This window comes from Desulfoprunum benzoelyticum (genome assembly GCF_014201505.1).
In the GTDB taxonomy this organism is placed as follows: domain Bacteria; phylum Desulfobacterota; class Desulfobulbia; order Desulfobulbales; family Desulfocapsaceae; genus Desulfoprunum; species Desulfoprunum benzoelyticum.
The window spans coordinates 25612-44318 of the sequence record NZ_JACHEO010000002.1 but is presented as its reverse complement, the minus strand read 5'-3'; the positions used below and the strand labels follow the sequence as shown (position 1 = coordinate 44318).

The following is an 18707-nucleotide window of genomic DNA, read 5'->3' as shown; positions in this document are numbered from 1 at the left end:
TAAGCGAACAACCGTATCCTACCAGGAGGACAGAGAATGGCATCACATCCGGAAAAAACGAGGTGGGAAGAGCTGGCCAGCAAGCAGATGAAGGGAAAAAACCCGGATTCCCTCGATTGGCTGACCCCGGAAGGGATCAAGGTCAAGGCCCTCTACACCGCCGAAGACCTCGAAGGCCTCGAGTCTGTCAACACCCTCCCCGGGTTGCCCCCGTATGTCCGTGGGCCGATGGCGACGATGTACGCCGGCCGCCCCTGGACCATCCGCCAGTACGCCGGCTTTTCCACCGCCAAGGAATCGAACGCCTTCTATCGCAAGGCCCTCGCCGCCGGCCAGAAGGGCCTGTCGGTGGCCTTCGATCTCGCCACCCACCGCGGCTACGACTCCGATCACCCCCGGGTCGCCGGCGACATCGGCAAGGCCGGGGTGGCCATCGATTCAGTCGAGGACATGAAGATCCTGTTCGACGGCATCCCGCTCGAACAGATGTCGGTGTCGATGACGATGAACGGGGCGGTCATCCCGATCCTGGCCGGTTACATCGTCGCCGCCGAGGAACAGGGCGTACCCCACGACAAGCTGACCGGTACCATCCAGAACGACATCCTCAAGGAATACCTGACCCGCAACACTTACATCTACCCGCCCAGCCCTTCAATGCGGATCATCTCCGACATCATGGCCTTCTGCTCGAAGGAGATGCCGAAATACAACACGATCAGCATCAGCGGCTACCATATGATGGAGGCCGGCGCCAACAGCGTGCTGCAGACCGCCTTCACCCTGGCCGACGGGGTGGAGTACGTCAAGGCCGCCCTGAGAAGCGGACTCGATGTCGACACCTTCGCCCCGCGACTGTCGTTCTTTTTCGGCATCGGCATGAACTTCTTCATGGACATCGCCATGCTGCGGGCGGCCCGTTTCCTCTGGCACCGCCTGATGAGCCAGTTCAACCCGAAAAACCCGCAGTCATCGATGCTCCGTACCCACTGCCAGACCTCGGGCTGGAGCCTGACCGAGCAGGATCCGTACAACAACGTCATCAGAACGACGCTCGAGGCCCTGTCGGCGGTGCTCGGCGGCACCCAGTCGCTGCATACCAACTCCTTCGACGAGGCCATCGGCCTGCCGACCGACTTCTCGGCCCGGATCGCCCGCAACACCCAGATCATCATCCAGGAGGAGAGCCAGATCTGCCACGTCATCGACCCGCTCGGCGGTTCCTACTACCTCGAATCGCTGACCCGCAGCATCATCGATGAGGCCCAGAAGATCATCGACGAGATCGAGGAACTGGGCGGCATGGCCAAGGCCATCGAATCGGGGATGCCGAAGATGCGGATCGAGGAGTCGGCCGCCCGCAAGCAGGCCCGGATCGACCAGGGCCTCGACGTCATCGTCGGGGTCAACAAGTACAAGCTGCCGGACGAGAAGATCGATTTCGAGGTCCGCGAGGTCCCGGCGACGGTCCGCGACGAACAGGTCGAGAGGCTCAGACAGATCCGGGCCAGCCGCGACACCGCCGCGGTCGAGAAGGCCCTGGCCGACCTGACCAGGGCGGCCGAAGGCGACGGCAATCTTCTCGAGGCGGCGCTGCCGGCAGTGCGGGCCCGGGCCACCGTCGGCGAGATATCCGACGCGATGGAAAAGGTCTTCGGCCGCTTCGTCGCCACCACCCGCTGCATCTCCGGCGCCTATGCCTCGGAGTATGCCGGCAATGCCGAGATCATCGCTTCGCTGCGGAACAGGACCGCGAAATTCCTCGAATCGCAGGGGCGGCGTCCACGGCTGCTGGTCACCAAAATGGGCCAGGACGGCCATGACCGTGGCTTCAAGGTTATCGCCAGCGCCTATGCCGACCTCGGTTTCGACGTCGATATCAGCCCGATGTTCCAGACTCCGGAAGAGGCGGCCAAGATGGCGATCGAAAACGACGTCCATGTCGTCGGCGCCTCAAGTCTCGCCGCCGGCCACAAAACCCTGGTCCCGGCCCTGATCGAAGAACTGAAGAAACAGGGCGGCGAAGACATCCTCGTCGTCGCCGGCGGCGTCATCCCGCCGGGTGATTATGCCTTCCTCTTCGACGCCGGCGTCAAGGCGGTCTTCGGCCCCGGCACCCCGATTACGGTTTCCGCCGACAAGACCCTCAGCCTCCTGGAGGAAAAATTCCGGCGCTGAGATGCACCGCTGTCAACCATACCCTGCAACCCGGAATGGACGCTTTCCATGCCGGGTTGCAGGTGATCCGCTATTGTTGTGATGCGACCTGATAGCGACAGCTGTTCGCCAACCCAGCAGAGATATTGCCAGTGAAGGAAGCGCAGTACTATATTGAGGGTGTCCTCCAGCGGAACCGCTTGATTCTGGCGCGGACCATTACCCTGATCGAGAGCAGCCTGCCGGCCCACCAGGAGATGGCGCGGACGATCATCGACCGGCTCCTGCCCCATACGGGCAAATCCTACCGGCTAGGCATCACCGGTGTCCCCGGGGCCGGCAAGAGCACCTTCATCGAAGGCTTCGGAACGATGTTGACCGAACTCGGCCATCGGGTGGCGGTGCTGGCCATCGACCCCAGCAGCAGCCGGAGCGGCGGCAGCATCCTCGGTGACAAGACCAGGATGGAAAAACTGGCGGTCAACGACCGGGCCTTCATCCGACCGTCCCCGTCCCAGGGGACCCTCGGCGGGGTCGCCCGCAAGACCCGGGAAACGATGCTGGTCTGCGAGGCGGCGGGTTACGATGTCATCATCGTCGAAACGGTCGGGGTGGGACAGTCGGAGACGACGGTCGCCTCGATGGTAGATTTTTTCCTGGTCCTGATGATCGCCGGGGCCGGTGATGAACTGCAGGGGATAAAGAAGGGGGTGCTCGAGGTTGCCGACGCTATCGTCATCAACAAGGCGGACGGAGACAACATCCTCCGGGCGCAGATGGCCCAGAAGGACTATCAGACAGCTCTGCACCTGCTGATGCGGTTCGACCCGGTCTGGTCACCGCCGGTGCTGACCTGCAGCTCCGTGGAAATGACAGGCTTGCAGGGAATCTGGCAAACCATTGCCGATCACCGGGCCGCCCATAACACCGCCAACCTGCTGGAGGCCAAAAGAAGAGAGCAGTCACTCGACTGGATGAACTTTCTCCTCGATGAGGGTCTGCGCCAGTGGTTTTACGGCAATCCGGCGATACGTTCACAGTTGCCCGGCCTGCGAACGGAGGTGGCCGCCGGGAAACTGTCGCCGACAGCTGCAGCTGATCAGTTGCTCGACTATCTGCGAAAAATCAATGACACCGGGGCGAAGGCCTGAACTGCCCCCCGCACTCGGTCCGGATTATTTCTGTTGGTACCAACCTGAATACTTGACGTAGTTGTCGGCAATCCTCTCGATCTCGCCCGAAATCAGCTTCTCGCTGATATCCTTGACCTTCCGTGCCGGCACCCCGGCATAGATACTGCCGCCCTCAACCCTCGTGCTCTGGGTGACGACCGCCCCGGCAGCGATGATGGTATGACTCTCCACGACGCAGTCATCCATGACGATCGCACCCATGCCGATCAGGACATTGTCATGGACGGTGCAGCCGTGGACGATCGCGTTATGGCCGATCGACACCCTGTTGCCGATATTGACGGGAAATTTCTGATAGGTGCAGTGGATGACCGCCCCATCCTGGACATTGACCCGGTTGCCCATCCGGATGTAATGGACATCGCCGCGGATGACGGCATTATACCAGATGCTGCACTCGTCGCCCATCACCACGTCGCCGACCACGACCGCGGTTTCGGCGAAATAGCAGCCGGCACCGTATTGCGGGGTCTTGCCGTTCAATTCCCGGATGATCATATCCTGCCCTCTTCCGTGGTAACGGGGAGCCGACTGCCCTGCAGAGCAGGGGCTCCCCGGAGATCACCTAGCCGATGACGCAGAGCGAAGCCCCTTTGGCCACCGTATCGCCGCTCTTGAACGGTATCGATTTAATAACGCCGTCACAGGGGGAAGGCAGCGCGTTTTCCATTTTCATCGCCTCGAGGACGACGATGGCTTCACCCTTGACGACGGTATCGCCGACATTCTTCCGATACTTGACGATCATCCCCGGCATCGGCGCCAGGAGATGGGTGCCGGCGGTATCGCCGGACGGCTGCACCGGGGCCGGAGCCGGGGCGGCAGCCTGGGCAGAGGCCTGGGCAGAGGCCTGCACTGGTGCCGGAGCAGTCGCCACCGGAGCCGCAACCGAGGCCGAAGGCACGGCCACTACCGGTCCGCCGATTGGATCGACCTCGACGTTGAAATGCTCGCCGTCGATAAAGACATTGAAGGTGCGCAGGTTGGCAGTCTTGACCGGACTGTCGGCCTTTTTCTCGATGAGTTCCCCGGCCAGAGCCTTTTTCAGCAACGCATCCCGCTTTTTCACATCTTCGAGGGTGATCGGCTTGACACTTGCCGGCGGCTCGCTGCGGCCGTATTTCCATTCAAGGAACTTACGGCCGGTAACCGGGAACTGGGCATAAAGGATGACGTCGTCGATATCGGCCGCCAGGTCGCCGATCTCGGCCTTGGCCTTTTCCAACTCCGGTTCCAGGACCTCGGCCGGACGGCAGGTGATCGGCTCCTCGCCCCGCGGGTAGCCCTTCAAGGCCTTTTTCTGCAGCTCGGGGTCGATCGGCACCGCCGTCTTACCGTACAGGCCGTAGCACAGATCCTTGACCTGGCCGGTGATCATCTTGTACCGCTCGCCGGGGGTATCGTGCAGAACATTGTTGACCGTCTGGACGCCGACGATCTGGCTGGTCGGGGTGACCAGCGGGATCTGGCCCAGGTCTTTCCGGACTCTCGGCAGCTCTTTGTACACCTCATCGATCTTGTCGAGGGCATCCATCTCCCGCAGCTGGTTGACCAGATTCGACAGCATGCCGCCCGGGGTCTGGTGCAGCAGGACGTTGATGTCGATGATCGAGACCTTCGAATCGTCGAGCAAATGCTTGTACTTCGGCAGGATCTGCTTCTCGAGGATCTCGTTGATCGCCGCCAGTTTCTTGATGTCGAAACCGGTATCGCGACTGGTGCCGAGCAGGGCCATGACCAGCGGTTCAATGGCGGCATGGGAGGTCCGGTAGGCATAGGGAGTCATGCAGGTGTCGATGATGTCGACGCCGGCCTCGATGGCCTTGAGATGGGTCATCGGCGACATGCCGGAGGTGAAATGGCTGTGGAGATGGATCGGCGCCTTGACCGCCTCCTTCAGGGCCTTGATCAACGGATAGGCGTCATAGGGGGCCATCAGCCCGGCCATGTCCTTGACACAGATCGAATCGGCCCCCATATCCTCCAGGGCCTTGGCCTTATTGACGTAATATTCGAGGTTATAGACCTCACCGCCGAGACGCGGTTCGGTCAGGGTATAGCAGATGCAGCCCTGGAAATGCTTACCGCTCTTCTTGATCTGTTTCACCACCGTCTCGAAGTTGCGGTAATCGTTGAGGGCATCGAAGGTCCGGAAGACGTCCATGCCATTTTCCGCCGCCCGCTCGACAAAGGCCAGGGCCAGGTCATCGGCGTAGTTACGGTAGCCCACGAGGTTCTGGGCCCGCAGCAGCATCGAGAACGGTGTCTTCTTGATATAGCGTTTGAGGGTCCGCAATCTCTGCCATGGATCCTCGTTGAGAAAACGGTGCATGGTATCGAAGGTGGCCCCACCCCAGGTCTCGATCGCCCAGAAGCCGACCTCGTCCATCAGTTCGGCGACCGGGATCATATCCTCGGTCCGTCCGCGGGTGGCAAACAAGGATTGATGGCCATCCCGCAGGGAGAGATCCATGATCTTGACAGGGTTCTTGGCCCTGGGACGATCGCTCTCATATTTCAACGCAGTCATCTGTACATTATCGCTCATCGCGCATCTCCCTTTCGCATCGTATTGCGTTCGTCGCGCAGACTAGCCGATCCGCCCTAAGGCCCGCATCTGGATCAGTCTGCGCATGGTCATCATCTCCATCCTGCCGCTTATCACCCAGCCGCTCTCAACCGCCGGAGCCGGCTGGAGCGCCGGTTCGGAGGTTTGTGCCGCCACCTGGGCCTCTTCCTGCTGCAGGTAGGCATTTACGGCCGCCAGGGCCGCTGCCGTCTTCTTTTGCCTCATTTCCATGTCCAGTCCTCTATCCCCGCCCCGGTTTCACCTGACACACCAGGCGCCGGCATGATCGTTACCTTACGGTATCACGCCCGCCGGGCCTTCAGATGCCGTGGCCGGCATCACTTATTCGTAGATGGCGTACTCGGTCTCGGTACCCAGCAGGGCATCGATCTCGGCCTGGACCACCCGCCGGCGATCGTTGTTCACCCATTTGTTCCAATCTTCGACCGATCGCCAGGTACTGATGACCATCCATTCGTCGTTTCGATCGATTCTCCTGAGGGTCTCCCCCGAAATGTACCCCGACTGGTTCAGGGTCAGACCCCGTAATTTCTGGAGCAGCAACGACAGTTCGATGCTCTCCTTGCCCGTCACCCTGCGCTTGATGAAGATCTTGACTGCCATGAATCTCTCCCATGAAAAGAATTGATCGCTCCCCGGATACCTTCTCCTCGGGTTACAGTGGAATATTACCGTGCTTCTTCATCGGATTGCTGTCCCGCTTGTTCTGCAGCAGGCCAAGGGCCCTGATGATGCGCGAACGCGTCACTGAAGGTTCGATAATGTCGTCGATATATCCGCGCTGGGCCGCCACATAAGGGTTGGCTACCGTATTCTGATATTCCTTTTCCTTGTCCGCCAGAAATTCGACGGCATTCTCCGCCTTTCGCGCCTGCCGCCCGTACAGGACCTCGACTGCCCCGCGTGCGCCCATGACCGCAATCTCGGCCGAGGGCCAGGCGTAGTTGATATCGCCGCGGAGATGCTTCGAAGACATCACGCAGTAGGCCCCGCCATAGGCCTTGCGGGTGATGACGGTGATTTTCGGTACCGTCGCCTCGGCATAGGCGTAGAGGATCTTGGCGCCATTGCGGATGACTCCGCCATACTCCTGGGCCGTTCCCGGCAGAAAGCCAGGGACATCGACGAAGGTCACGATAGGGATATTGAAGCAGTCGCAGAAGCGGACGAACCTCGCCCCCTTGATTGACGAATCGATATCCAGGACCCCGGAGAGATAGGCCGGTTGGTTGGCCACGATCCCGACGCTGACGCCGTTATAGCGGGCAAAGCCGACGATCAGGTTCGGCGCGAACATTTCCTTGACTTCGAAAAATTCACCGCCGTCAACGGTGTGGAGAATGATCTCCTTCATGTTATAGGCGGCGTTGGGGTTTTCCGGGATGATCGCGTTGAGGTGCTCGGCCGCACGGCCCGGCGGATCGTCGCAGGGCTGGAGCGGTGTCGTCTCGAGATTGTTTTGAGGCAGATAGGACACCATCCTCCTGATATAGTTGATGGCATCGACTCCCGAGGTGGCGGCGTAATCGGAGACGCCGCTGCGCGAGGAGTGCATCGCCGCCCCGCCAAGTTCTTCAACGGTGACATCCTCATGGGTCACCGACTTGACGACCTTGGGGCCGGTCAGGAACATGTAGGAATTGTTCTGCACCATGACCACGAAGTCGGTCAGGACCGGAGAATACACCGCCCCGCCGGCACAGGGCCCGAAAATCGCCGAAATCTGCGGCACCACCCCCGAGGCCATGACATTGCGCAGGAAGATCTCGGTATATCCGGCCAGGCTCTCGATGCCCTCCTGGATCCGGGCGCCGCCGGAATCGTTGAGACCGATGACCGGGGCCCCGTTTTTCATTGCCAGATCCATGATCTTGCAGATCTTTTCGGCAAAGGTCTCGGACAGCGAGCCGCCGAGAACGGTGAAATCCTGGGCAAAGACATAGACGATCCGCCCATCGATAGTGCCATGGCCGGTGACCACGCCGTCACCCGGAAAGACCGTCTCCTCCATGCCGAAATCACGGCAGCGATGGGTCTTGAACATATCGAATTCTTCAAACGATCCGGGATCAAGCAGCAGTTCGATGCGCTCCCTGGCCGTCATTTTCCCCTGAGTGTGCACTTTGTCGATCTTGTCCTGACCGCCACCCAGGCGGGCCTGCTCCCTGAGTCGGACAAGGTGGTCCAGCCGATTCTGCGTATTCATATCCTCTCCATCATGGTCAAACGATCGGGATGCTTTCTGTCATCGAATGCAGGCCGGCAAAACAACCAACCGGAAGGCACGCCAGGGCCTGCATCATTTCCTCATCGATAGTGCCGATTCGGAATCAGGAAAATGCCTCTTTGCAGAGGCGGCCGAGGCTGCCAAGATCCTTGCAGACATAGAGACCACTCTCTTCCATTGCCGTGATTTTGGCTGCGGCGGTACCCTGGCCGCCGCTGACGATGGCGCCGGCATGGCCCATCCGCCTGCCCGGCGGAGCAGTGAGCCCGGCGATAAAGCCAACCACCGGTTTCTTCATGTTCTCTTTGATCCAGGCCGATGCCTTCTCTTCGGCATTGCCGCCGATCTCGCCGACCATGACCACCGCCTCGGTTTTTGGATCGGCATTGAAGCGCTCGAGACAGTCGATGAAGCCCGTGCCGTTGACCGGGTCACCGCCGATGCCGATGCACGTGGTCTGGCCGAGGCCGACCTTGGTGAGCTGGTGCACGACCTCATAGGTCAGGGTTCCAGAGCGGGAAACGACCCCCACCGGGCCACCCGGTTTGTGGATCGCCCCGGGCATGATGCCGATCTTGCACTCACCCGGGGTGATGATACCGGGACAGTTCGGTCCGATCAAGCGCGATGGAGTCTGGCCGAGATAATTTTTGACTCGAAGCATATCGAGAACGGGGATTCCTTCGGTGATGCAGACTATCAGTTCGATGCCGGCATCGGCCGCCTCGAGGATGGCTTCGGCGGCGAAGGGCGGGGGTACCAGGATCATCGAGGCGTTGGCGCCGGTCTGCTGCCGTGCCGATCTGACCGTATCGAAGACCGGGACCGAATCCATGAACTGCCCGCCCTTGCCGGGGGTCACGCCGGCAACGACCCTGGTCCCGTATTCGATACACTGCCGGGCGTGAAACTGCCCTTCCTTGCCGGTGATACCCTGCACAAGAACACGGGTCTCTGAATTAACGAGGATACTCATCTCATGCCTCTAGTGGTAATGGAGCTCCCGCTCCCTTGAATGCAGACAATTCCGAAATGTGTACCGGGACCGGGATCGCTGAAAGCTGATTTTACGGCCTCGGATATGGTAATTGAACCGCGACGATTCGATCAGGCCACGATCTCCGCCACCTTGCTGGCGGCATCGGCCAGGTCGGTCGCATTGATCAGCTTCATCCCCGACTCGGCCAGGATGCGGCGACCTTCGTCGACGTTGGTCCCCTCCATGCGCACGACCACCGGAACGCTGAGGTTGACATGCTGGGCCGCCTGGACCACGCCCTGGGCCAGCACGTCGCAACGGAGGATGCCGCCGAAGATGTTGATCAGGATGCCCTTGACGTTGGGGTCGGCGAGGATGATGCGGAAGCCGTTCTCCACCATCTCGGCGTTGGCTCCGCCGCCGACATCGAGGAAGTTGGCGGGAGAGGCCCCGGCCTGCTTGATGATGTCCATCGTCGCCATCGCCAGGCCGGCACCGTTGACCATGTTGCCGACGTTGCCGTCGAGCTTGATGTAATTGAGGTTGAACTTCGCCGCCTCGGCCTCGGCCGGATCGTCCTCGAAAGGATCGTGCATCGCGACGACATCGGGGTGGCGGAACAGGGAGTTGGAGTCGATATCCATCTTCGCATCGAGGGCGATGATCGCGTTGTCCTCGGTGATGATCAGCGGATTGATCTCGACCAGCGAGCAATCGTAATCGACAAACAGTCGGTACAGGTTTCTCAGTACTGCCGAGACCGACTTCATCAGCGCCGGATCGAGTTCGAGGCCGAAGCAGACCTGGCGGAGATGGAAGCCCTGGATGCCGACGAGGGGGTTGACGGACACCTTGATGATCCGCTCCGGCGACTTTTCAGCCACCTCCTCGATATCCATCCCGCCGTCCTGACTGGCGATGATGGTGATGCTCGCGGTCTCCCGGTTCGGGATGATGGAGAGATAAAGTTCTTTCTTGATCCGGACGCCCTTCTCCACCAGCACCTTCCTGACCAATCGCCCTTCCGGCCCGGTCTGTTTGGTGACCAGCTGCATGCCGAGGATGGCGCCGGCAGCGGTCTCGACCTCTTCCGCCGATCTGGCGACCTTGACGCCACCGCCCTTGCCACGGCCGCCGGCATGGATCTGCGCCTTGACCGCCACCGGGAATCCCATGGTTCCGGCCAACTCCACCACCTCGGCGACCGTCTCGCAGACACTTCCTTCAGGGACCGGTACGCTGTACTTCCGGAACAACTCTTTCGCCTGGTATTCGTGAATCTTCATAAAAATTCCTCAAGCGGACGGAAGACCTCCGTCCGTGTTTCTGCCGAAAACAGAACAACCGGGCCGGCACCCCTTCGATGCACAGCCCGGTTGTTGCCGTTCTCAGCGTTTGGGGTATCCCATTTTCGCGAGGGTGGCCGTGATTTCATCGAGGATCGCCGGATCATCGATGGTCGACGGCATATTGTAATCCTTGCCGCCGGCGATGGCCCGCATGGTCCCGCGCAGGATCTTGCCGGAACGGGTCTTCGGCAGTCTTGCGACCTGGGTCGCATCGCGGAAACAGGCAATCGGGCCGATGGCGTCGCGGACCATCCTGACCAGTTCCTCCTTTATCTCGTCGCTGCTTCTGGTGACGCCGGCCTTGACGACAAAGAGACCGAGCGGCAGCTGGCCCTTCAGATCGTCATGGGTGCCGAAGACGGCACACTCGGCGACATCGGGATGGTTGGAGATGATCTCCTCCATCGCCCCGGTGGAGAGCCGGTGGCCGGCGACATTGATGACGTCGTCCATCCGCCCCATGACATAGACATAGCCGTCCTGGTCGATATAGCCGCCGTCGCTGGTATCATAATAACCGGGAAACTTGGTCATGTAGGACTTGACAAACCGCTCGTCGTTGCGCCACAGCGTGACGAGGTTGCCGGGAGGCAGCGGCAGCCTGATGACGATGTTGCCCTCCTGGCCGGCCGCAAGTTCGGTCCCTTCCTCATTGACGATGTGGACATCGTAACCGGGCAGAGCCTTGGTCGGCGACCCTTCCTTGACCGGCAATTCCTCGATACCGCGGCAATTGCCGACGATGGCCCAGCCGGTCTCGGTCTGCCACCAGTGGTCGATGACGGGGACCCCGATCAGTTTTTCGGCCCAGTGCAGGGTGTCGGGATCGAGACGTTCGCCGGCGAGGTAGAGGCACTCGAAACAGGAGGTATCGTATTTCTTGAAATACTCGCCGTTCGGGTCTTCCTTCTTGATCGCCCGGAAGGCGGTCGGGGCGGTAAACAGACTCTTCACCCCATGCTGGGAGATGACCCGCCAGAAGGCCCCGGCGTCGGGAGTGCCGATCGGTTTGCCCTCATAGAGGATGGTGGTGGAACCCTGGATCAGCGGGGCATAGACGATATAGGAGTGACCGACGACCCAGCCGACATCCGAGGCTGACCACCAGACCTCACCGGGGTTGATGTTGTACAGATTCTTCATCGTCCAGAGCAGGGCAACGGCATGACCACCGTTATCCCGCAACACCCCCTTCGGCATCCCGGTCGTGCCGGAGGTATAGAGGATGTAAAGCGGGTCGGTGGCATCCAGTTCGACACAGCCGACCGGCTTGCTGGCCGCCACCAGCTCGTTCCAGTCGAAATCCCGACCCTCTTTCATCTCCGATTTGATGATGTCGCGCTGAAAGAGAATGACCTTCTTTACTTCATGAACGGACTGATCGATGGCGCTGTCGACCAGCGGTTTGTAGGCGAGAACTTTTTTGCCCTCGATCGCCCCGGAGGCGGTGATGATGAGTTTGGGCTGGGCATGATCGATACGGATTGCAAGCTCATGGGCGGCAAAACCGCCAAAGACGACGGAATGAATGGCTCCCAGCCTGGCACAGGCAAGCATCGCTACCGCCGCCTCCGGGATCATCGGCATGTAGATGACGACCGTATCGCCTTTGGTCACCCCCTGACTCTGCAAGGCCCCGGCAAAGAGAGCGACCCGCTCCTGCAGTTCCTTGTAGGTGATCTTGGCGATGGTATTGGTCACGGGGCTGTCATAGATGATGGCGGTTTGATCGGCCCGGCCATTTTCCACGTGACGATCGACAGCATTGTAGCAGGTATTCATCTTGCCGCCGACGAACCAGCGATAGAACGGCGGATTGGAGGAATCGAGCACCTTGTCGTACTGTTTGTACCAGGTAATACCCTTTGCAGCTTCGGCCCAAAACGCTTCGCGGTTTTGCACACTACTCTGGAACACAGAATCAAAATTACTCATAAGCACTCCTCATCTGGTCTGAATGTTAGCTGTCTGTCCTGCTGCCTTCCCCATGTATACAGTAAAGAAATTCAATCTTCAAGGGTTGAATTAAACATTGTTACCATCCTTTTCCATCAGCAAAAACAATGAAGTGACATTTTTAAGAAAATTCAAGCTATTACATCAACCATACCTTATTAGCCGTAAATCAAGAAGTTCACGCAAAAAATCACCAATATGTCATCTCAATAAATACAATGATATGTTTTCATGTGGAATATTAAAATACCATTTGACCCCTTCAGATCGATGCGTAACAATGTTACCATTTGTATTCTATTAGACAAAATTTTCAAGAACGTCATTTCGAGGGTGGATTGATCGCCGATGTACCCTCAACTCCTCAAGAAAAATTCATATCACATATATAGCTTGGTTTTATTTGATTTTTTCACTCCTGGACAACATGATCGTCGATGATGTCCCAATCATATTGCCCAGCGCGACCCATCATATCAATCCAATGATTCCAGCAACATCAGGACAGGCAGAATGTTGTTCTTTACGTAAAGCAGCACCGTGTTACAAAAAAAGGCCGTGTTCCGAGAACGGAAAAGGGATGGATTTGGCGAAAAGGCCGGGTATGATATCGTCATGATCCTTCACGAACCAGTACACCCCCAGTTCTTCAAGGAACGTCGACTTCGCCTGACCCTGTTGACGGTGATGATCGCCGCCTTTATCTTCGGGTTTGCCGACCTGATTTCCAACCGCAACTTCGAACGATTGCACATCTTCCTCTTCAATCTCTGCAGCGGCGGTTTCGTTGTCATTTACCACACTGAAAACACGGCGCAACCGTCGTCGAGAGCTTACGGTTTCTTCGTCCTCAGTCTTCTCTACGCCCTTTTCGCGTTTCTCGAGATGTACCTGCCGGCGGCGATCATCTCGGTGGTCCTCGCCTTCGTGGTGGAATCGATCCGGATCCAGAAGTTTCCCTTCGTCCCGGTCGATCTCATCTCCACCCGGACGCCGATCGTCGACAAGTTTCACCACGCCGCGATCCTCTGCCTCTCCATCGCCCTGGTCATCGCCGCCTTCGTTGTCGTCAACAATGACGCCCTGCACTGGATCGCCAACAAGAACCTGACCCTCAACCTCTTCTTTCTCGGCTACTCCTTCCCCCTGTCGCTGCTGTCGATGTCGGTGATGTTCTCCTTTGTCGAAGAGTCCGCGGCGCCTCTGCCGAGGATGCTGCTGAACTTTTTCTTCTGGTTCATCACCCTGGGGGTGGTGATCTTTTTCGTCTTCATCCTCAAATCGATGGCAGTCGCCAAATTCGCCATCGCCACCGCGCTCTTTGTCGTCGTCGCCCTGATGCTCGTCTTCTTTCTCCGCTACGGCCGGCCGGTGCAGCAGAAACATTTTCTCCTTTCCGGCATGTTTTTTCTGCTGTTCACCGGCATCACCGGGGTCCTCTACATCATCCTGGCCCACTTTCCCGGCCCCTATGCCACCTGGGGCCGCCTGCTGCTCAACAGTCACAGCTACCTCGCCCTCTACGGCTGGAGTCTGAGCGGCATGCTGGTGTTGATCCGCTGGAACGATTTCCCGCTGCGGGTCAATTCGCTCCGGGTTATCGGCATCCACTGGATAGCGCTCGGGATCATGGCGCCGCTCGGCAAAACCAGCCTGACCGCCGCCCTGATCACCATCTCGCTCTATCTGTACTTCCTTTCCCTCTTCTTCCAGCGTGACCGATGATAAACGAATCGATGGACTGAAACGGCAACCGTCCGAGAGATATTGACGGCGGCCATGTTTTGCCGATGGCGTTTCTCGGTTGATCTTTCAAAATGCAGAGTATACCCTTTCATTAGACAAAAACTTTCACAGGAGCATTCCATGCACACAGTCTGCTGCCAGATTCGGCGAGCCGTCATCCCGACCGGGATCTGTCTCGCCCTCCTCGTCCTGACCGGTTGTTCCCAGACGATGTACGGCGCCGCCAATATCACCAGCTCCCCCGAGGGGGCGGCGATCGTCAACCTCCGCGACAATTCCCAGATCGGCACGACCCCGGCCCGGGTCGTCTGGAAAGGCGAGGAAGGCACAGCCGAACAGGTCACCCTGCAACTCCGCAAGCAAGGTTATATCGACAAGATATCGACAATCTGGATCAACCACCGGCATCGATCGGAGGCGGAGGCCAAGGCCAATGCCGTCGACATCACGGTTGAACTTGAAAAGCAATGACCACCGCAAAGGATACCGACCGCATGCGAACGACCACCTTATTCCCCGTTCCCGGCCTTCTCACCTGCCTGCTGCTCTCCCTGCTGCTGCTACTCGGCGGCTGCAGTTCCCGGGGCTACATCAACCTCAAGATCCACAGCGAACCGGAAGGGTCCTTCCTGGTGTACAAGATCGACAAACTGAGGGCCGACAGGCCGGCCCCCTGGATATATCTGGGCCAGACGCCCTTCGCCGGGGTCAGCCTGATCGAGGGGGATGAAATGGATTCCGGGGACCGGGTCAGTTTCAAGGTCATGCGCAACGGCTACCTTGACCAGGTCAAGGAATGGAACGGCCAGCAGTTTCTCGACGAGTACGACGAACAGGGTGTGATTTTCTGGACACCGAGACTCATCAAATCCAATCAGTGAGCCGCCATGAACACCACTATGCGCACAATCTGTCTGGTCTTCTGTTTGATCCTTTCCGTCAGCGTGATCACCTCGTGTAAAAAAGGCACCCCGATCCCGGCCACCAAGCCGGAGGCCCAGGGCATCGGCACCGATGGCCAGGTGAGCACGGAGATGGAGGGTCTGGCCGAGAACGACCTGCTCGACAATGCCGGCAAGGACGATTTCAGCCTGATGGGAAACCAGGACGACGAGTACAAGAAGATGTACGGCCGGTCGACCAAGCCGCTGCTGCCGGTCTATTTCGATTTTGACCAGTTCACAATCAGCCCAGATCAGGGGGAACGTCTCCGCCAAAATGCCCGCTACATGCTCGAGAATCCCGAGGTCAAGGTCGTTGTCGAGGGCAACTGCGACGAACGGGGAACGAGTGAGTACAACCTCGCCCTGGGAGAAAGACGGGCGCAGAGCGCCAGGGAGTATCTCGTTCAGCTTGGCGTCGATCCATCCCGCCTGAGAACCGAGAGTTACGGCGAGGAACGGCCGCTCTTCCCCACCAGCGGGGAGGCATCCTGGGCCGAGAACCGCCGGGATGATTTCGTCATCGAGCAATAGTTTTTCACCGCCGTGCCGACAGGCAGAGCTCCGCCTGTCGGCCGAAGGGAATTCGCCATGGCCTGATGCACCCCGGTGCATCAGGCCATCTTTTTTCAGCGGACAGCCGAATCCCTGGCTATGGCTTCAGACAAGATCTGCATTCGGGCGATGCCCGGATCGACGCGCCTCCCCGCTTGATTTTCCTCCTCTATTGTATTACCTGGTATTACCGAAATCATCGACTCCGAGGAGAACCGGTATGGGCAACACCAAAGAACGCATCTTTACCTTCAAGGCCGACGCCGATCTGGCCAATCGGCTTGACGGTATCGCCAACAAGTCGGAGTTCATCCGTCGGGCACTCCTCGCCGCCCTCGCCCAGGACTGTCCGCTGTGTCAGGGCACCGGCGTCCTCAACATAAAACAACGTCGGCACTGGGAACATTTCCTCACCATGCATACCCTGGAGCGGTGCCACGAATGCAATGCCGTCCATTTCGTCTGCAATGACGGCCACCGTAACGATTTGCAATAGACTGGAGACAGCATGGCAACACCGCTACTGCGAACCGGATTCCTGATCCTGTTCTTCCTGCTCGCCCTGACCTCGACGGCGATGACGGCCCCGCTTCAGGTCGCCGTCTCGATTCCGCCCCAGAAATGGCTGAGCGACCAGATCGGCGGCGAACATGTGATCACCACTGTTCTGGTCGCCAGGGGACAGGATCCCCACACCTTCGAACCGACGCCGAAGCAGATTACCGGTATCTCCCGCTCGAAGCTGTATTTCACCATCGGGATGGAGTTTGAGCAGCAGATCACCCGGAGGCTCGATGCCGCCGTCGCCGGTCTGACGCTGATCGATACGACGACAGCGATCAGCCGGATCGCGATCGGTGAGCATGGACGGGAAAGTAAGAACCACGGCGACCGCCATCACGGTGGGGTTGACCCCCATGTCTGGCTGTCGCCCCCGAATCTGATCCGGATGGCGGAGATCATGGCCAGGGCGATGAGCGACGCCGATCCCGACCATGCCACCAGCTACCGGAAGAATCTGCACCAGACCGTCGCCACGCTGCAGCAACTCCATCACGAGCTTTCCCTGGAACTTGCGCCGTTCACAGGCACCTTTTTCTATGTCTTTCATCCCTCCTTCGGCTACTTCGCCAGGGAGTACGGACTGCACCAGGAAGCGGTGGAAGTATCCGGCAAATCGCCTACACCGAAGCAGTTGGCGGCCCTGATCGCCAGGGCCAGGCGGGACCAGGTGCGGATCATCTTCGCCCAGCCCCAGTTCGACAGCAGGAGCGCCACCGCCGTGGCTCGCGCCATCGACGGGGTGGTCGAACCGCTCGACCCTCTCGCCGAGGATGTCGCCGCCAACCTCCGGACCATGGCGGCCCGGATCACCAAAGCCCTCAGCCATGACCATCAGTCACGACCATGAACGAAGAGACCGCCGCCATAACGATCCGGGATCTGTCGTTTGCTTACGACGATATCCAGATCCTCTGCAATGTCCGCCTCGATATCTGGCGGGGAGACTCGATCTGCATCGTCGGCCCCAACGGCGGCGGCAAGACCACGTTGATCAAGCTGATTCTCGGCCTCCTGTCCCCTGATCGCGGCATCATCCGCATCTTCGGCCGGAGCCCGGAAGAGGAGCGCCAGCGCATCGGCTATGTACCGCAGTACGCCAAATACGACCCGCAGTTTCCGATTTCGGTGCTCGACGTGGTGATGATGGGAAGGCTGGCCGGAACCCTGCGCAATCGGTATTCCCCGCAGGACCGCGACCAGGCCATGGCCGCCCTTGGCCAGACCGGGCTCGCCGATCTGGCGGCACGGCCCTTCGCCTCGATCTCCGGCGGCCAACGGCAGCGGACACTGATTGCCCGGGCTTTGGCCTCCGGCGGCGATATCCTGATCCTTGACGAACCGACGGCCAATATCGACCACGAATCGGAGGTCCGGTTTCTCGACCTGCTGAAGGGGCTCAACGAGCGGATGACGATCCTGATGGTGACCCACGAGGTCGGTTTCGCCTCGAGTTTTTTCAAGCGTATCGCCTGCGTCAACCGCCAGGTCGTGGTCCATCCGACCAGCCGATTGACCGGCCAGCTGATCCAGGAGATGTACGGCGGTGACCTGCAGATGATCAGGCACGACCACCGCTGCAGCGAGGAGGGGCATCGCCATGATTGAGTTTCTCGCGGCCCTCACCGATCCCAGCCTTCCCTTCTTCCGCTATGCCGTGCTCACCGGGATCTTCGCCTCGATCCCCTTCGGCGTGATCGGCACCTACGTCGTGGTCCGCCGCATCAGCTACATCGCCGGCGCCATCTCCCACTGCATCCTCGGCGGGGTCGGGGCCGGGCTTTATCTCCAGAACGCCCTCGGCATCAGTTGGTTCGGGCCGCTGCACGGGGCCATCGTCGTCGCCCTCCTGGCCTCGCTGATTCTGGCGGTGGTCAGCATGTACGCCAAACAGCGCGAGGACAGCGTCATCGGCGCCCTGTGGTCGGTCGGGATGGCCGCCGGCCTCCTGTTCATCGCCAAAACCCCGGGCTACAGCGACCCGATGAGCTACCTTTTCGGCAATATCCTGCTCATCACCCGAACCGACTTCTATCTCGTTCTCGCCCTTGACGTCCTGGTCATCGGCATCATCGGTTTTTTTTACAACACCTTTCTCGCCATCTGCTTCGACGAGGAATACGCCCAGCTGCGCGGCATCCGCACCCACTGGCTGTACCTGCTGCTGCTCTGCCTGGTGGCGTTGACCATCGTCCTGCTGGTGCGAATCGTCGGCATCGTCATGGTCATTGCCCTGTTGACCCTGCCGGCGGCCATCGCCGGTAATTTTGCCCGCAATATTCTGCAGATGATGGTGCTGTCGACAGTCTTCTGCATCCTCTTCGTCATTCTCGGCCTGGGGACGAGCTACAGCCTTGACCTGCCGAGCGGCCCGGTCATCATTCTCTTTGCCGCGGCGGCCTATCTCCTCGCCCTCCTCGGCCTGAAGGCGGTGGGTCGCAAGTGACGGTCTC

Annotated in this window: 18 protein-coding genes; 10 read left to right on the top strand and 8 right to left on the bottom strand. The window is 59.5% G+C overall.

Annotated features, from left to right (window positions below):
* Nucleotides 1–36 precede the first annotated feature (36 nt).
* Nucleotides 37–2178, top strand: a complete 2142-nt coding sequence (gene scpA, locus HNQ81_RS02705; protein WP_183348071.1) for a methylmalonyl-CoA mutase — start codon at nucleotides 37–39, stop codon at nucleotides 2176–2178.
* A 125-nt stretch (nucleotides 2179–2303) separates the two neighbouring features.
* Nucleotides 2304–3308, top strand: a complete 1005-nt coding sequence (gene meaB / locus HNQ81_RS02700) for a methylmalonyl Co-A mutase-associated GTPase MeaB (protein ID WP_183348069.1) — start codon at nucleotides 2304–2306, stop codon at nucleotides 3306–3308.
* A 24-nt stretch (nucleotides 3309–3332) separates the two neighbouring features.
* On the opposite strand, the gene HNQ81_RS02695 is transcribed toward meaB, so the two are convergent.
* From HNQ81_RS02695 to HNQ81_RS02660, 8 genes are all read right to left on the bottom strand, one after another.
* A complete protein-coding gene (locus tag HNQ81_RS02695) occupies nucleotides 3333–3848 on the bottom strand; it encodes a gamma carbonic anhydrase family protein (RefSeq protein ID WP_183348068.1) in 516 nt (171 codons plus the stop codon).
* Between the two features lie 67 nt (nucleotides 3849–3915).
* The gene (locus tag HNQ81_RS02690; protein ID WP_183348067.1) at nucleotides 3916–5898 is read right to left on the bottom strand and encodes a pyruvate carboxylase subunit B; all 1983 of its coding nucleotides are present in this window, start codon (nucleotides 5896–5898) and stop codon (nucleotides 3916–3918) included.
* 42 nt (nucleotides 5899–5940) lie between these two features.
* The gene (locus tag HNQ81_RS02685) at nucleotides 5941–6150 is read right to left on the bottom strand and encodes a hypothetical protein (RefSeq protein WP_183348066.1); all 210 of its coding nucleotides are present in this window, start codon (nucleotides 6148–6150) and stop codon (nucleotides 5941–5943) included.
* A gap of 111 nt (nucleotides 6151–6261) precedes the next feature.
* Nucleotides 6262–6543 carry an antibiotic biosynthesis monooxygenase family protein gene (locus HNQ81_RS02680; RefSeq protein WP_183348065.1) on the bottom strand — a complete coding sequence of 94 codons (282 nt, stop codon included), beginning with the start codon at nucleotides 6541–6543 and terminating at the stop codon, nucleotides 6262–6264.
* Between the two features lie 52 nt (nucleotides 6544–6595).
* Nucleotides 6596–8146, bottom strand: a complete 1551-nt coding sequence (locus tag HNQ81_RS02675; RefSeq protein WP_183348064.1) for an acyl-CoA carboxylase subunit beta — start codon at nucleotides 8144–8146, stop codon at nucleotides 6596–6598.
* Between the two features lie 124 nt (nucleotides 8147–8270).
* Nucleotides 8271–9143 carry a succinate--CoA ligase subunit alpha gene (sucD, locus tag HNQ81_RS02670; RefSeq protein WP_183348062.1) on the bottom strand — a complete coding sequence of 291 codons (873 nt, stop codon included), beginning with the start codon at nucleotides 9141–9143 and terminating at the stop codon, nucleotides 8271–8273.
* Between the two features lie 131 nt (nucleotides 9144–9274).
* Nucleotides 9275–10432, bottom strand: a complete 1158-nt coding sequence (gene sucC / locus HNQ81_RS02665) for an ADP-forming succinate--CoA ligase subunit beta (RefSeq protein ID WP_183348061.1) — start codon at nucleotides 10430–10432, stop codon at nucleotides 9275–9277.
* 102 nt (nucleotides 10433–10534) lie between these two features.
* The gene (locus tag HNQ81_RS02660) at nucleotides 10535–12430 is read right to left on the bottom strand and encodes a propionyl-CoA synthetase (protein WP_183348060.1); all 1896 of its coding nucleotides are present in this window, start codon (nucleotides 12428–12430) and stop codon (nucleotides 10535–10537) included.
* Nucleotides 12431–13066: 636 nt separating this feature from the next.
* Here HNQ81_RS02660 and HNQ81_RS02655 point away from each other — a divergent pair.
* The 8 genes from HNQ81_RS02655 to HNQ81_RS02620 all read left to right on the top strand — a co-directional run bounded on the left by HNQ81_RS02655 (nucleotide 13067) and on the right by HNQ81_RS02620 (nucleotide 18700).
* Nucleotides 13067–14176 (top strand): hypothetical protein, encoded by a 1110-nt coding sequence (locus HNQ81_RS02655; protein WP_183348059.1) that lies wholly within the window; start codon nucleotides 13067–13069, stop codon nucleotides 14174–14176.
* A 141-nt stretch (nucleotides 14177–14317) separates the two neighbouring features.
* Nucleotides 14318–14668 (top strand): hypothetical protein, encoded by a 351-nt coding sequence (locus tag HNQ81_RS02650; RefSeq protein ID WP_183348058.1) that lies wholly within the window; start codon nucleotides 14318–14320, stop codon nucleotides 14666–14668.
* Between the two features lie 23 nt (nucleotides 14669–14691).
* Entirely contained in the window at nucleotides 14692–15078 is a 387-nt protein-coding gene (locus HNQ81_RS02645) for a hypothetical protein (protein ID WP_183348057.1), read from the top strand.
* Between the two features lie 6 nt (nucleotides 15079–15084).
* Nucleotides 15085–15672 carry a peptidoglycan-associated lipoprotein Pal gene (gene pal / locus HNQ81_RS02640; RefSeq protein WP_240191784.1) on the top strand — a complete coding sequence of 196 codons (588 nt, stop codon included), beginning with the start codon at nucleotides 15085–15087 and terminating at the stop codon, nucleotides 15670–15672.
* A gap of 241 nt (nucleotides 15673–15913) precedes the next feature.
* Complete coding sequence (locus HNQ81_RS02635) at nucleotides 15914–16189, top strand: ribbon-helix-helix domain-containing protein (RefSeq protein WP_183348056.1); 276 nt, start codon at nucleotides 15914–15916, stop codon at nucleotides 16187–16189.
* Between the two features lie 12 nt (nucleotides 16190–16201).
* A complete protein-coding gene (locus HNQ81_RS02630) occupies nucleotides 16202–17104 on the top strand; it encodes a metal ABC transporter solute-binding protein, Zn/Mn family (RefSeq protein ID WP_183348054.1) in 903 nt (300 codons plus the stop codon).
* A complete protein-coding gene (locus tag HNQ81_RS02625; protein WP_183348052.1) occupies nucleotides 17101–17862 on the top strand; it encodes a metal ABC transporter ATP-binding protein in 762 nt (253 codons plus the stop codon). The genes HNQ81_RS02630 and HNQ81_RS02625 overlap by 4 nt, the downstream gene beginning before the upstream one ends.
* Nucleotides 17855–18700 carry a metal ABC transporter permease gene (locus tag HNQ81_RS02620; protein ID WP_183348050.1) on the top strand — a complete coding sequence of 282 codons (846 nt, stop codon included), beginning with the start codon at nucleotides 17855–17857 and terminating at the stop codon, nucleotides 18698–18700. The genes HNQ81_RS02625 and HNQ81_RS02620 overlap by 8 nt, the downstream gene beginning before the upstream one ends.
* Nucleotides 18701–18707 lie beyond the last annotated feature (7 nt).

Bases quoted from the DNA above. Each gene is read 5' to 3' on its own strand.
- HNQ81_RS02635 (WP_183348056.1), top strand. From the start codon at position 15,914: ATGGGCAACACCAAAGAACGCATCTTTACCTTCAAGGCCGACGCCGAT.
- HNQ81_RS02645 (WP_183348057.1), top strand. From the start codon at position 14,692: ATGCGAACGACCACCTTATTCCCCGTTCCCGGCCTTCTCACCTGCCTG.
- sucC (WP_183348061.1), bottom strand. From the start codon at position 10,432: ATGAAGATTCACGAATACCAGGCGAAAGAGTTGTTCCGGAAGTACAGC.
- HNQ81_RS02685 (WP_183348066.1), bottom strand. From the start codon at position 6,150: ATGGAAATGAGGCAAAAGAAGACGGCAGCGGCCCTGGCGGCCGTAAAT.
- HNQ81_RS02675 (WP_183348064.1), bottom strand. From the start codon at position 8,146: ATGAATACGCAGAATCGGCTGGACCACCTTGTCCGACTCAGGGAGCAG.
- HNQ81_RS02650 (WP_183348058.1), top strand. From the start codon at position 14,318: ATGCACACAGTCTGCTGCCAGATTCGGCGAGCCGTCATCCCGACCGGG.
- HNQ81_RS02690 (WP_183348067.1), bottom strand. From the start codon at position 5,898: ATGAGCGATAATGTACAGATGACTGCGTTGAAATATGAGAGCGATCGT.
- HNQ81_RS02695 (WP_183348068.1), bottom strand. From the start codon at position 3,848: ATGATCATCCGGGAATTGAACGGCAAGACCCCGCAATACGGTGCCGGC.
- HNQ81_RS02625 (WP_183348052.1), top strand. From the start codon at position 17,101: ATGAACGAAGAGACCGCCGCCATAACGATCCGGGATCTGTCGTTTGCT.
- sucD (WP_183348062.1), bottom strand. From the start codon at position 9,143: ATGAGTATCCTCGTTAATTCAGAGACCCGTGTTCTTGTGCAGGGTATC.
- pal (WP_240191784.1), top strand. From the start codon at position 15,085: ATGAACACCACTATGCGCACAATCTGTCTGGTCTTCTGTTTGATCCTT.
- HNQ81_RS02680 (WP_183348065.1), bottom strand. From the start codon at position 6,543: ATGGCAGTCAAGATCTTCATCAAGCGCAGGGTGACGGGCAAGGAGAGC.
- scpA (WP_183348071.1), top strand. From the start codon at position 37: ATGGCATCACATCCGGAAAAAACGAGGTGGGAAGAGCTGGCCAGCAAG.
- HNQ81_RS02620 (WP_183348050.1), top strand. From the start codon at position 17,855: ATGATTGAGTTTCTCGCGGCCCTCACCGATCCCAGCCTTCCCTTCTTC.
- HNQ81_RS02655 (WP_183348059.1), top strand. From the start codon at position 13,067: ATGATCCTTCACGAACCAGTACACCCCCAGTTCTTCAAGGAACGTCGA.
- HNQ81_RS02630 (WP_183348054.1), top strand. From the start codon at position 16,202: ATGGCAACACCGCTACTGCGAACCGGATTCCTGATCCTGTTCTTCCTG.
- HNQ81_RS02660 (WP_183348060.1), bottom strand. From the start codon at position 12,430: ATGAGTAATTTTGATTCTGTGTTCCAGAGTAGTGTGCAAAACCGCGAA.